The sequence below is a fragment of the Massilia sp. LC238 genome (genome assembly GCF_000735635.1).
In the GTDB taxonomy this organism is placed as follows: Bacteria; Pseudomonadota; Gammaproteobacteria; order Burkholderiales; family Burkholderiaceae_D; genus Telluria; species Telluria varians.
The window spans coordinates 1-13,279 of sequence record NZ_JNNN01000067.1 but is presented as its reverse complement, the minus strand read 5'-3'; the positions used below and the strand labels follow the sequence as shown (position 1 = coordinate 13,279).

General features: G+C 68.5%; 10 protein-coding genes. 2 read left to right on the top strand and 8 right to left on the bottom strand.

The genetic code is table 11. The annotated features are described in order from the left end of the window. Nucleotides 1–44 precede the first annotated feature (44 nt). The 3 genes from FG94_RS18920 to mfd form a co-directional block, all read right to left on the bottom strand. Nucleotides 45–1,379, bottom strand: a complete 1,335-nt coding sequence (locus FG94_RS18920) for an SGNH/GDSL hydrolase family protein (protein ID WP_161783982.1) — start codon at nucleotides 1,377–1,379, stop codon at nucleotides 45–47. A gap of 257 nt (nucleotides 1,380–1,636) precedes the next feature. Continuing rightward, nucleotides 1,637–2,479: a phosphoserine phosphatase SerB gene (gene serB / locus FG94_RS18915; protein WP_036214968.1), complete on the bottom strand. Its 843-nt coding sequence runs from the start codon at nucleotides 2,477–2,479 to the stop codon at nucleotides 1,637–1,639. Between the two features lie 14 nt (nucleotides 2,480–2,493). Further along, nucleotides 2,494–5,940 carry a transcription-repair coupling factor gene (gene mfd / locus FG94_RS18910; RefSeq protein WP_036214813.1) on the bottom strand — a complete coding sequence of 1,149 codons (3,447 nt, stop codon included), beginning with the start codon at nucleotides 5,938–5,940 and terminating at the stop codon, nucleotides 2,494–2,496. Nucleotides 5,941–6,077: 137 nt separating this feature from the next. Here mfd and FG94_RS18905 point away from each other — a divergent pair, with 137 nt between their 5' ends. Continuing rightward, nucleotides 6,078–6,749 (top strand): class I SAM-dependent methyltransferase, encoded by a 672-nt coding sequence (locus FG94_RS18905; protein ID WP_036214811.1) that lies wholly within the window; start codon nucleotides 6,078–6,080, stop codon nucleotides 6,747–6,749. A gap of 13 nt (nucleotides 6,750–6,762) precedes the next feature. Here the strand turns inward: FG94_RS18905 and FG94_RS18900 are convergent, their stop codons facing one another. From FG94_RS18900 to FG94_RS18880, 5 genes are all read right to left on the bottom strand, one after another. Further along, nucleotides 6,763–7,725, bottom strand: a complete 963-nt coding sequence (locus FG94_RS18900; protein ID WP_036214808.1) for an HDOD domain-containing protein — start codon at nucleotides 7,723–7,725, stop codon at nucleotides 6,763–6,765. A 137-nt stretch (nucleotides 7,726–7,862) separates the two neighbouring features. Then, entirely contained in the window at nucleotides 7,863–8,138 is a 276-nt protein-coding gene (locus FG94_RS27955; protein ID WP_051996918.1) for a hypothetical protein, read from the bottom strand. Nucleotides 8,139–8,274: 136 nt separating this feature from the next. After that, on the bottom strand, nucleotides 8,275–10,038 hold the full coding sequence (locus tag FG94_RS18890) for a bifunctional diguanylate cyclase/phosphodiesterase (RefSeq protein WP_036214805.1): 1,764 nt from the start codon (nucleotides 10,036–10,038) through the stop codon (nucleotides 8,275–8,277). Further along, on the bottom strand, nucleotides 10,031–11,389 hold the full coding sequence (locus FG94_RS18885) for a diguanylate cyclase (RefSeq protein WP_229445991.1): 1,359 nt from the start codon (nucleotides 11,387–11,389) through the stop codon (nucleotides 10,031–10,033). The genes FG94_RS18890 and FG94_RS18885 overlap by 8 nt, the downstream gene beginning before the upstream one ends. Before the next feature lie 25 nt (nucleotides 11,390–11,414). After that, a complete protein-coding gene (locus tag FG94_RS18880) occupies nucleotides 11,415–11,804 on the bottom strand; it encodes a PAS domain-containing protein (RefSeq protein ID WP_036214802.1) in 390 nt (129 codons plus the stop codon). A 194-nt stretch (nucleotides 11,805–11,998) separates the two neighbouring features. Between FG94_RS18880 and FG94_RS18875 the strand changes: the two genes are divergently transcribed. Beyond that, complete coding sequence (locus FG94_RS18875; RefSeq protein WP_051996917.1) at nucleotides 11,999–13,249, top strand: AMP-binding protein; 1,251 nt, start codon at nucleotides 11,999–12,001, stop codon at nucleotides 13,247–13,249. The last annotated feature ends 30 nt before the right edge of the window (nucleotides 13,250–13,279 follow it).

Here is a 13,279-nt window from a genome sequence, read left to right as displayed (position 1 = left end):
CGCGTGGAATTACACCCTGTTACAACCGCCGGCGCCCAGAACGTTCATACGCGCAGCGACGCGAACTCCCGAAGCGGCACGGCGGCCGCCAGTGCCTGGTAGCCCGCATCGTTCGGGTGCAGCCCGTCGCCGCTGTTGTAGGCACTGCGCAGGTAGGCCGGTGCTTGCGGGTCGCGCAGCACGCTGTCCCAGTCGACCAGCGCGTCGAAGGCGTTCGGCGAGCGCAGCCAGCTGTTGACCTGCTGGCGCACCGTCTCGCGCGCCGCCGAGTTGCGCCCGGAGCCCTGGATCGGGGGCAGTGTCGCCCCGAGGATCGTGATGCCGCGCGCCCGCGCCTTCATGATCAGCTGGCGGTAGCCATTGACCAGGTTATCCCGCATCTGGGTCAGGGCCGTACTGGATGCCAGGATGATGTCGTTGATGCCGATCGCCACGATCGCGGCCTGCACCCCGGGCGTGGCCAGCACGTCGCGATCGAAGCGCTCGAGCACGTCGTGGCCGGCCAGCAGCGCGTTCGGGTTGTCCACCAGCAGCCGGTTGCCGGCAATCCCCCGGTTCACCACGCCGATGCGTCCCGCCGTGCCCAGTTCGGCCTGCAGCCGCCGCGCCAGGTAGTCCGGCCAGCGCCGGTTCTGGTTCACGGTGCTGCCCTGGCCGTCGGTGAGCGAGTCGCCGATCGCCACGATGCAGGGCGCGCCGACGTCGACGTCCACTTCGGTGAGGAAGGCCCAGGAAGCGAAACTGCGCGTGTAGCTGAAGGTGGTGCTGGCCGCGGCATTGCCCGAGGCGACATAGGTCGACGACCAGGAATCGCGGTGCAAGGTGCTGGCCCTGGCCGGCGCGCTCGACGGGAAATACAGGCTGATGGCGAGGTCGGCAAAGGGCGCGACCTGGAAGAACAGCGGATCGGACAGGACATGGGCGCCGGGCTGGATGGTGACGGTGCTCCTGCCGCCGAAGGTGAGCGGATGGTTCGATCCCGCGATCACGGCTTGCGCGCTGCTGCGCAGGCCGATCCAGGCGGCGTCGATGGCGAGCGGCGCGCTGCCCATCTGGTTGGACAGGCGCGCGCGCACGCGGTTGCCGCCGATGCTGGCGCGGATGAACATGCGGATCGTCTGCCCGCTGAAATTGTAGTCGTAGTAGCTGCCGGCAGGGGCGGGCCCGGCCGGTGCGCATCCCCAGCTCGCGCACCAGCCGGGCAGCTGCTGCGCCGATACGTCGAAGGGGGCGAGGGCAAGACTGCCGGCAAGGGCCGGCACACCGAGGACGAAGCGCCGTCGGCCGCTGTCCGGGCCGCCGGACGCGGGGGGGGGGGCATGGTCGGATTGGGAATCGGAAAGCTGAGGAAGCGAGGTGCGGAAGGCCGGAATGGACATGGCATGCTCCTGGAGTGAGGCGCAGCCGCGGCGCGGCCGCACCAATACCATAGACCAGCAGCGCTGCTCATCCAATCGTGCGTGTCAGTTCTTTTGCGCTGGCTCGTGTTTGAGCACCGAACTTACGGAACAGAGGAAACTTATGCGAAATGCGACGGTTCGTCAGTGCATGAAATTTCGTGCGTCACATGCAGATCGCCCGTGAATCCAGGCGCTATGCCGTGCGGCACTGTCTACGCCGCACGGAAAAACACGCGTCACTGCAGGATCGTCAAGAGACCGTCCAGTCCCGAGAAGTTCAGCGCCACCGAGGCCTGCGCACGCACTACCGGCTTGGCGCGGAAGGCCACCGACAGGCCGGCGATGCCCATCATCTTGAGGTCGTTCGCGCCGTCGCCCATGACAATGGCCTGGCGCGGCGTGAGGCCATATTGCGCGCAGACACGCTCGACGGTGCGCATCTTTTCTTCCGCATCGACGATGCCGCCGAGCACGCGGCCGGTCAGCTTGCCGCTTGCTACTTCCAGCACGTTCGCATGCGCGACGTCGAGCCCCAGGCGTTGTTGCAGGCGCTCGGTGAAGAAGGTGAAGCCGCCCGACACCAAGAGGGTCTTCAGTCCCGCCGCCTGCACCGCCTTCAGCATCGCTTCGCCGCCCATCGAGATGCGCAGGCGCTCGTCGTAGACGCGCTCCAGGGCCGAGGCGTCGAGCCCTTCGAGCAGGGCCACGCGGCGCGTCAGGCTGGCCGCGAAGTCGAGCTCGCCGCGCATGGCCGCTTCGGTGATCTCGGCCACCTGGGGTTTCAGGCCCTGCATGTCGGCGATCTCGTCGATGCACTCAATGGTGATCAGGGTCGAGTCCATGTCCATGGCCACCAGGCCGAAATCCGCTAGCCGACGCCCGGCCTCGATGAAGCAGGCATCGACGCCGGCCTCGAAAGCCGCCGCGTCGATGCGCTCCTTCAGTTCGGTGGAGAAGGGCACGTCCTCGCAGCGCAGGGCATGGTCGCCGAGGCGGACCACGCGCGCGGCTTGGGCGAGCAGGGCAAGGCGGTCGAGCGTGTCGAAAGAGGCCTGCGGCCCCTGGAGCACCAGGTTCATCGTCATTGTGTTTCTCAAGCGAGCAGTTGTTTGATGGTCTGTTTCACCTGCGTCACGCGCGCCGCCAGGTCTGGCATGCTGGCGCTGATGCGCAGCTTGTCCTGGCCGGCGAGCTTGATGTGGCGGTTCTTCTGGATCAGCGTGATGATCTTGATCGGATCGATCGGCGGCTTCTCCATGAACTGCAGGTTGGCCGCTTCGCCGTGGGCGTCGATCTTGACGATGCCGACCGACTTGGCCGCGATGCGCAGGCGGTGGGTCTCGATCAGGGCCTTGACCTGGTCCGGCATCTTGCCGAAACGGTCGATCAGCTCTTCCTGCATGGCGTCGATCTTGTCCTGGCTTTCGCAGTTGGCCAGGCGCTTGTAGATCGAGAGACGCTCGTGCACGTCGCCGCAGTAGTCCGAGGGCAGCAGGGCCGGCACGTGCAGGTTGATCTCGGTGGTCGAGGACAGCGGCGCGGCCAGGTCGGGCTCCTTGCCCGCCTTGAGCGACTTCACCGCTTCGTTCAGCATGTCCGAATACAGCTGGAAGCCGACCTCCAGCATCTCGCCCGACTGGTTCTCGCCCAGCACCTCGCCGGCGCCGCGGATCTCGAGGTCGTGCATCGCCAGGTAGAAGCCGCTGCCCAGTTCCTCCATCGCCTGGATCGCGTCCAGGCGGCGCTGCGCCTGCTTGGTGAGGCCGGAAACATCACTGACCAGCAGATAGGCATAGGCCTGGTGGTGCGAGCGCCCGACGCGGCCGCGCAGCTGGTGCAGCTGGGCCAGGCCGAAGCGGTCGGCGCGGTGCATGATGATGGTGTTCGCGGTCGGCACGTCGATGCCGGTCTCGATGATGGTGGTGCACAGCAGGATGTTGAAGCGCTGCGCAACAAAATCGCGCATCACCTTTTCCAGGTCGCGCTCGTGCATCTGGCCGTGGGCCACGCCGATGCGCGCTTCCGGCAAGAGTTCTTGCAGCATAGCGCGGCGGTTCTCGATGGTCTCGACCTCGTTGTGCAGGAAGTAGATCTGGCCGCCGCGCTTCAGTTCGCGCAGGCAGGCTTCGCGGATCACCGAGCCGTCCTCGCTGCGCACGAAGGTCTTGATCGCCAGGCGCTTCTGCGGCGCGGTGGCGATGATGGAAAAGTCGCGCAGGCCTTCCAGCGCCATGCCGAGGGTGCGCGGGATCGGGGTCGCGGTCAGCGTCAGGACGTCGACCTCTGCGCGCAGGGCCTTGAGCGCTTCTTTCTGGCGCACGCCGAAGCGGTGTTCCTCGTCGATGATCACCAGCCCCAGGCGAGTGAACTTCACGTCCGGCGACAGCAGCTTGTGCGTGCCGATCACGATGTCGAGCGTGCCGTCGGCCATGCCCTTGATCGCGTTGTTGATCTCCTTGCCGGTGCGGAAGCGCGACAGCTCGGCGATTTTCACCGGCCAGTCGGCGAAACGGTCGGCAAAAGTTTGGGCGTGCTGCTCGGCCAGCAGGGTGGTCGGGGCCAGGATCGCGACCTGCTTGCCGCCCATGACGGCGATGAAGGCTGCCCGCAAGGCCACCTCGGTCTTGCCGAAGCCGACGTCGCCGCACACCAGGCGGTCCATCGGACGGCCCGAGGTCATGTCCTTGATGACGTTGTGGATGGCCTCAAGCTGGTCCGGGGTCTCGTCGAAGCCGAAGCTGCCGGCGAAGTTCTCGTAGTCGGTGCTCGAATACTCGAAGGCGTGCCCCTGGCGCGCGGCGCGGCGCGCGTACAGGTTGAGCAGCTCGGCCGCGGTGTCGCGCACCTGCTCGGCGGCCTTGCGCTTGGCCTTTTCCCACTGGCCGGAGCCGAGGCTGTGCAGTGGCGCGTCTTCCGGCGAGGTGCCGGAGTAGCGCGAAATCACGTGCAGCTGCGAGACCGGCACGTAGAGCTTGGTTTCCTTGGCGTATTCCAGGTGCAGGAATTCCATCTCGCCTTCGCCCAGGTCCATGCTCATCAGGCCCATGTAGCGGCCGATGCCGTGGTTGATGTGCACCACCGGGTCGCCGATCTTCAGCTCCGACAGGTCGCGCACCATCGATTCGACCTGGCTGGTCGCTTCCTGCTTCTTCTTGCCGGCGCGGCGGCCCGAACCCGCGTACAGCTCGGTCTCTGTGATGAACACCAGGCGCCCGCTCGCTTCCTCGCTCAGCTCGAAACCGGCCTGCAGCGGGGCCACGCCGAGCGCAAGTTTCGCACTGGCGGCGCGGAAACCCTCGAAGCCTTCGACCGGCGCCAGTTCCAGCCCGTATTCGTGGAAGTACTGCTGCAGGGTCTCGCGGCGGCCGGCGGAATCGGCGACGATCATCACGCGCGCATCCTGGCGCAGCAGGTAGGCGCGCAGATTGGTCAGCGGATCGTCCAGGCGCCGGTTGACCGAGATGTCGGGAATCGGCGCCGACAGCTCGGAGCTTGGGGCGGCCGGGTCACGGCCGATGGTCCAGCGGCCATGCGGCTTGGCGCAGGTGAAGAATTGCTCTGCGCCCAGGAACAGCTCGCGCGGCTCGAGGATCGGCCGTTCGCGGTCGCTCTTGAGGAACTTGTAGCGCGACTCGGTATCGAGCCAGAAGCGCTGGATGGCGGCCTCGATGTCGCCGACCAGGGCCAGGGTAGCGTCCTGCGGCAGGTAGTCGAACAGGGTCGCGGTTTCTTCGAAGAACAGCGGCAGGTAGTATTCGATGCCGGCCGAGGCGATGCCGTTGCCGATGTCGCGGTAGATCGGCGAGCGCGAGGGATCGCCCTCGAAGCGCTCGCGCCAGCGGCCGCGAAAAGCGGTCCTCGCCGCTTCGTCCATCGGGAACTCGCGGCCCGGCAGCAGGCGCACTTCCTTGACCGGGTACAGCGAGCGCTGGGTGTCGGCGTCGAAGGTGCGGATCGATTCGATCTCGTCGCCGAACAGGTCGATGCGGTAGGGCAGGGCCGAGCCCATCGGGAACAGGTCGATCAGGCCGCCGCGCACCGAATACTCGCCCGGCGACATCACCTGCGACACGTGGGTGTAACCGGCCAGCGTCAGCTGGGCCTTCAGCCTGGCCTCGTCCAGGCGTTCGCCCTGCCGGAAGAAGAAGGTGTAGGCTGCGAGGAAGGACGGCGGGGCCAGCCGCACCAGCGCGGTAGTGGCCGGTACCACCAGCACGTCGCACTGGCCGTTGCGGATCTCGTGCAGCGTGGCCAGGCGTTCGGACACCAGGTCCTGGTGCGGCGAGAAGGCGTCGTAGGGCAGGGTTTCCCAGTCGGGCAACAGGTGGCAGGACAACTTGCCGTCCGCGAACCAGGGTATCTCGTCGAGCAGGCGCTGGCCGTCGCTGGCATTGGCCACGACGACGGTCAGTATCTGATTGTTGGCCTTGAGTGCCAGCGCGGCAGTGGCGAGCGCATACGCGTCGCTCGAGCCATGCAGGGCCGGCAGGGCAAAACGGGTTCCTGGTTTGGGAAGATTTTTCTTGAGATCGAAGGGCATTGAGCGCGCAGTGACGTTCGCAACAGTGGTGGGCCATTATAGACGAATGGCCCGGGCCACGCCGGGCAGGACGCCTTGGCGGATTGCGGTCCTGGCCTCGGTGCCGGCTTGAAGCGAGGTGCAGAATGAGAAGTGCAATGAAGCATTTTTCCGATCCGGCCGCAGTCGCGCATTACCACCAGGGCCCGCCGCGGCTGGTGCCGGGATTCAGCGACCTGCAGCGCATGGCGCAGGTGCTGCTGGCCGAACGGGCGCCGCTGGACGCCCGGGTGCTGGTGCTGGGCGCCGGCGGCGGGCTGGAACTGAAGGCCTTCGCCGATGCCCAGCCAGGATGGTCTTTCGACGGCGTCGATCCGTCGCACGAGATGCTGGAACTGGCCCACGACACCGTCGGCGAGCATGCAGGACGTGTCCGGCTGCACGAAGGCTACGTGGATGCCGCGCCGGCCGGTCCTTTCGACGCCGCGGCTTGCCTGCTGACCATGCACTTCATGCCGCTGTGCGAGCGCCGCCACGCGATGCGCGCGATCCGCCAGCGCCTGCGGCGCGGCGCGCCTTTCGTCGTGGCCCACATGAGCGTTGCCGAGGACGAGGACGAGCGCGCGCTCTGGCTGGCGCGCGACGAGGCCTATGCGGTAGCCTCCGGCGCGCCGCCCGAGGAAGCGCGGCAGCGCCGCGCGCTGATCGAGCGGGTGTTGCCGGTGCTGGCGCCCGAGCAGGACGAGGCGCTGCTGCGCGAGGAGGGTTTCAAGGAGGTGAGCATGTTCTACGCGGCCGGGGTGTTCCGCGGATGGATCGGCTACGCCTAGCGGCCGAGCCGCTTCACGCCTGGTGCGGACGGAGCTTTTCGAAGATGGCTGCCTGCGGCCCGGACAGGCTCGCCGCCCATTGCGCAGCCGCTGCGTTGCCCGCATCGCACAGCACACGCAGCTTGGCCAGCCGGTCGCCTTCATGCAGCGCCTGTGCGAGCGGCGTGGCCTCAATCTGGCCGGCCTGCAGGATCGCCTGCGCCACGCCCGGCGGGAATTCCCACAGTCCCGCGATCCCTGCCGACAGCCTGCGCGCGCTGTCCAGCAAGGCATGGGCGAAGTCGTCGGACTGCGGCAAGGGCGCCGCGCCGCCCAGCTGGTCCGCCAGGCGCAGGGCGACGACCAGCCCGACGCTGCGCATCAGGCCCGCGAGCGTGGCCTCGAAGGGATCGGCGCCGCAGGCGGGGGCCGCCATGCTGGCCGCCATCGCGCACTTCTCGGACTGGCTCCAGACCAGCGGCGCCGCCTGGCGCGCCAGGCGCCCGCTCTGGCTGCCGATCAGCGGACGGAAGGCCACCCGCGCCAGCAGCATGCGCAAGCCGTTCTGGCCCAGCAGCATCAGGGCGCCTTCGATGTTCGCGATCCTCGCCGTGGCACGGTAATACGGGCTGTTGACCTCGCGGATGACTTCCGCCACCAGGCTCACGTCCTGCGTCACCTGACGCGCCAGTTCGCCCGCTGAGGTGGCATCGCTGCGCAGGCTGCGCAGCAGTTGGGGGATGACCGCCGGCACCCGCGGCACCAGTTCGGCGGCCGCTTCCGGCTGGCGTGCCAGGCGCGCCAGCTCATCGAGAATCAATTGCTCGGGCATCTCGCCGGCATGCGTCGATCCTCCCGCAAGCGAGCGGTAAAAAACCAGGTCGAGGTCGAAGGATGGTGGCGGATTTACAACGCCGGTGGGGGCGGAAATGGCCGATGGCGGCGTCGGCGCCGGCTGCACCGGACTGCCGAACAGGCGTGCAAGCCAGCTTTTCATCGGGGACCGCAGGGAGAGGGTAACGAGCGACGGCCCGACTGCGCGACCGCGAAGCGGCCGCAGCCGGGCTGCGGGGCAGGTAGCCCGCCCGCAGGGAGCGGAAGGCGCAGGCAGTGCGCGCCGGTTCCGCGGGCCGTTCAGCGGCCGGTGCCCGAGGTCGACGAATTGGTCGCCGGCGGGGTGGTGGTGGTGCTCGGGTTGGTGGTGCCGGTGTTGGTGCCGCTCTGGCCCGAGCCGCCCGTGGTGTCGGAGCTGGTGCCGGTGCCGACGTTGCCGGAGGCGCTCGAGCTGCCGGTGCCGGTCGTGCCCATGCTGGCGTCGGAGCTGGAGCCGGTGTCGGTGCCGGTCGTGTTGCAGGCCGCTAGCGACAGGGCCATGATGCCGCCCAGCAGAACGGTGTGGATCTTGTTCATTCGTGTTCTCCTCGATGTGGTTGGGTCGGACCATCATGCGAGGTGTGCGGTGCACGTGAAATAGGAACAAAACTTCAGTCGGTGTAGGAGCGGGCGTACGTATTGCGTGGAGCGAAGTTCGCGCCCTCCATGCTGTTCAGGCAGCAATTGCCTGGTGACCGGCCAGCCATGCCAGCAAGTCGTCCGAAGGCAGCGGCCGGCTGTAGAAGTAACCTTGGCCCTTGGCGCAGCACTGGGCGCGCACGACGTCGGCCTGGGACTGGGTCTCGATGCCTTCGGCCACGGTCTTCATGCCCAGGCTCTGGGCCACCTTGACGGTCGCTTCGATCAGCACGCGGTGGTGGTGGCTGGTGTCGGCCTGGCTCACGAAGGAGCGGTCGATCTTGACCGTATCCACCGGCAGCAGGTGCAGGCTGGACAGCGACGAGTAGCCGGTGCCGAAGTCGTCGAGGGCCAGCTTGATGCCGAGCGCCTTCAGTTCATGCAGGCGCTGCTGGATGCCCCCGTCCTGCGCCGCCAGGCTTTCGGTGACCTCGAGCTGGAGCTGCTCGGGCGCGATGCCGGTGACCTGCAGCACGCGCCGCACGCTGTCGATCCAGCCCGGCTGCCCGAGCTGGGCGCGCGACAGGTTCACCGCGATCAGGCGCGGCGCGGCCGGCCCCAGGCGGGCGCGCCAGTCCATGAAATCGCGGCAGGAGCGTTCCAGCACGAAGTCGCCGACCGCGCCGATCAGGCCGCACTCTTCGGCGACGGCGATGAATTCGATCGGCGGCACGATGCCGCGCTCGGGATGGCGCCAGCGCACCAGCGCCTCGACGCCGGCCGCGTAGTCGGTGCCGCCATCGGGACGCAGGCCGACCACCGGCTGATAGACGACGAACAGCTGTTCCTCGGCCAGGGCCTGGCGCAGCTCGGCCTCGATGCCGGCGCGGCGCTCCGCGCGTTCGCGCATGGAAGCCTCGAACACCAGGTGGCGCGCACCGCCGGCACGCTTGGCCTCGACCATCGCGATGCCCGCGTCGCGCAGCACTTCGTCGGCGTCGCGCGCGCCGCAGTGGACAGATTCGGCTCCCCAGGCCAGGCCCAGGCTGGTGCCGCACACGACTTCATGGCCCTGCACCCGGTAGGGCCGGGCCAGCGCATCGAGGATGCGGCCGGCGACGCGCTCGGCATCCTCGCGCGAACGCATCCCGTCGAGCACCACCACGAATTCGTCGCCGCCCACGCGCGCGGCCAACTGGCCGCTGCCGCTGACGGTGTCGATGCGGTCGCTCGGCGGGCGCAGCGCGCCGCGGATGCGGTCGGCGATCTGCACCAGCAGCTCGTCGCCGGCCGCCTGGCCGAGGGTATCGTTGATCTGGCGGAAGCGGTCGCAGTTCATGAACAGCACCGCGAACTCGCCGGCCGACAGGGGCCGCTCCACCAGGTGCTGCAGCTGCTCGCGCACCGCTTCGCGGTTCGGCATGCGCGTGAGCGCATCGGTACGGGCGGCATTGCGCAGGCGGCGCAGCAGGGTTTCCTGCTCGCGCTGCACTTCCAGGGTGGCGTCGGTGACGACCGCCATCATGCGCTCGCTGTCGAGCTTCATCAGGCTGATCGCCAGCACCTGCGGGCTGCCCGGTGCGGTGAGTTCGGGCGGCAGCGTGGCGCGCAGGCCTTCGCAGATGACGCCCGAGGCTTCGCCGAACGCGGCGGCCAGCTGCGGAAGCTGCGGCGCGATCGGCGCCAGCACGGTGTAGAGGTTGTCGAGGCCGCTGTTGGGGGCGATCGGCATCAGGAGGTTCGATGCCATCGGGTTGAGCATGTCCACCGTGCCGTCCGGCGCGATCTGGGCCAGCCCGATCGGCGCCCGGTACAGGAACTGCACCAGGGCTTCGTAGGCGTCGCTCGGGTCATGCATGCTTGCGATCTCCTTCGGATTGGTGGGCCGGGCCGGAGGCCATTTCGGTGCGCCAGCGTTCGACGCGGTTGCGCCCCTGGCGCTTGGCCGCGTACAGGGCCTGGTCGGCGCGCTTGAGCAGCAGGTCGATGCCGCCCTCGCCCTCGGCCAGGCTGGCCACGCCCGCGCTGACAGTATACTGGATGCGATGTCCATCAAAGTGGACGACTTGCGAGGCCACGGCCGAACGCAGGCGTTCGGCCACCACCGCCGCGCGCGGCAGATTGGTGGACGGCAGCAGCACCGCGAATTCCTCGCCGCCGATGCGCGCGACCACGTCGACTTCGCGGAAGGTCTCGCCCAGGATCGCCGCCAGGTGCTGGAGCACGACGTCGCCGCCCGGGTGGCCGTAGCGGTCGTTGATGGCCTTGAAATGGTCGGCGTCGATCGCGATCACGGCGGTCGGGCGCGGCACCGTCAGGCTGCGGGTCAGCTCCTGCTCGGCCGCCTCGAAGAAGGCGCGGCGGTTCGCCAGTCCGGTGAGGTAGTCGCCGAAGGTTTCACGGCGGCGCCGTTCGCTGGCCTCGCGCTTGTCGGTGATGTCGCGCAGGATCAGGCAATAGGCCGGGCCGTCCGCCTCCAGGCCGCAGGGCGGCTCACGCTCGGGCAAGGGCGCGATCAGGGCGCTGCCCCAGAAGCCGCTGCCGTCGGCGCGCACGCGCTTGCCTTCGTCGAGGCTCCAGCCGTCGCGTTCGGCGTCGCGCAGGCGGTCGAGCAGGCGCTCCGGGGTCATCGCGTCAAGCGGGTAGAAGATCGAATAGGGCTGGCCCACCGCCTCCTGGCCGAAGCCGGTGACGCGGCCGATGCTCGGGTTCCATTCGGTGATGCTGCCGTGCGCATCGAGGCCGACCAGGGCGTAGTCGGTGATGCCGGTCAGGATGGCGTTGAACCACGCGTCGTTCTGGCGCAGCTGGCGCTCGCGCCGCACCTGCAGGGTGACGTCGTCGATCACCGCCATGATGCGCTGGGCGTCGAGCTTGAGCAGGGTGATCGCGAGGATCTGCGGGATCTTCTTGCCGCTACTGGCACCACTGCCGGCGTTCAGGTGCACGTGCAGGCCGTCGCAGATCTTGCCCGCGCGGCTGCCGTAGGTGCTGCACAGGTGGCGCAGCTCGGGCGCGACGCCTTCCAGCGCCGTGAACAGGTTGTCCAGGCCGCCGTCGCGCGAGAGCGGCATCAGGAGCTGGGCCGAGATCGGATTCATCATGACGATGGCGCCGTCGATGTCGGCCTGCACCAGGCCCACCGGGGCCAGGTACAGGAACTGGATCAGGGCTTCGTGCTCGGCCCGCAGCTCGTCGATGTCGTCCACGCGTGCGCCTCGGTCGTGCGGCGGCTCAGCGCTGGCGCTGGACCAGCACGTAGCGGTTGCCGCTGGCCGGGCTGGCCAGCAGGCGCAGCGCCACCTTGACCGGACGCATGCGCAGCGTCAGGACATAGTCGAGGGTGGCGTCCAGCGCGCTGCCATCCTCCATGGCGTCCTCGAAGCGCTGGGCCACCATGAAGTTGTTCAGGCAGGGGGCGACGTTGGTGAACAGCGGCTGGCCGACCACGCGCTGCGGCGACAGGCCGGCGGCCTGCGATTCGAAGGCGTTGTAGCGCTGGACATTGGTGTCGGCGTCGAAGCCGATCACGCCGAAGTCGAGCTGGTCGAGCTGTTCCGGGGAGCAGCTGTCGAGTTGGGACGCCAGGTCGGCGGTCGAAAACGACAGGGTGGGTACGTTCATGGCGTAAGTGTCGGGCGCGTTCGTTGATTTGAGGAAATTGATGTTGACATGCCGCCACCCCCTCTGTCAATTGTGCGCGACCGGGTTTTGACAGTTTGCGTTGTCGAATCACACTTTTGCCCGAAATTTCGGCAGTGTTGACAGGGTTCCAGGCTGTCGGCACCATCGACGGCTCGCCACGTATCCGCCAAGCCATGACTGTCAATACCGATTTCGAACCCCGTTGGTGGACCCACGGGCCAAGCCTGCTGCGCGTCCTGTCCGACCTGCTGGCCGGCGAACTGACCTTGATGCGGCCCGGCATTGTGCGCCGCCCGCCGCCTTGGCCGCCGGAGCTGGACTTGATGGCCGACCTCGGCGCCGATTCGCTCGAACTGCTGGGCCTGGCCACCGCCATGGAGCAGGTGCTGGGAATCGGCTGCATCGGCGAAGAGCGGGTGCTGGCCAACCCCCGGCTTGGCGCCTGGCGCGATGCGGCGGCATCCGGACTGGACCATGGCAGCGGGGTGATCAATTTCCGCACTTCGGGCAGCTCGGGCGCGCCCAAGGCATGTTCCCACCTGCTAGCCAGCCTGTGGCAGGAAACCGGCGCGCTGGCCGCGCTGTTCCCCGGCACGCGCCGGATCGTCGCGCTGGTACCGTCCCACCATATCTACGGCTTCCTGTTCACGGTCCTGCTGCCGCGTGCACTCGGCCTCGATCCCGCCGCGACCGTCGACCTGCGCGGCGCCTCGCCCGGCGCGGTGGCCCGGCAGCTGGCGCCCGGAGACCTGGTGGTCGGCTTTCCCGATTTCTGGCGCGCCTTCGCGGCGGTGGCCGGGACGCTGCCGGCGGGCGTGACGGGCGTCAGCTCGACCGCGCCATGCCCGGACGAGGTGGCGCGCGCCGCCATGGACGCCGGCCTGGCCCGTCTGGTGCAGGTCTACGGCAGTTCCGAGACGGCCGGCGTCGGTTGGCGCGACAGCCCGGATGAGGATTACCACCTGTTCCCGTACTGGGAGGTTGGCGAGGATGGGACGCAGCTCGAACGCTGCGGCGCGGACGGCAGCCGCCGGTCCTTCGCCTTGCAGGACCGGCTGGCCTGGAGCGCGCCGGGCCGGTTCCGGCCGATGGGACGGATCGACCATGCGGTGCAGGTCGGCGGCGTCAACGTGTTCCCCGGCTACGTGGCCGACGTGCTGCGCATGCACCCGCAGGTAGCAGATGCGAGCGTGCGCGCCATGCGGCCCGACGAAGGCCGGCGCCTGAAGGCCTTCGTGGTGCCGCGCGCGGGTGCGCCGCTGGAAGGCAGCCCGGAAGCGTCGGCGCTGCGCGCGCAACTGAGCGCGTGGATGGCCGAGCGCCTGCCGGCGCCGGAACGTCCCGCCGCGTATTCGTTCGGGGCCGCGCTGCCGCGCCAGGCCAGCGGCAAGCTGTCGGACTGGATCATCGACGCCGGCGCCTGAGGCCAGGCATCAGAATATCGTGGATGGGGC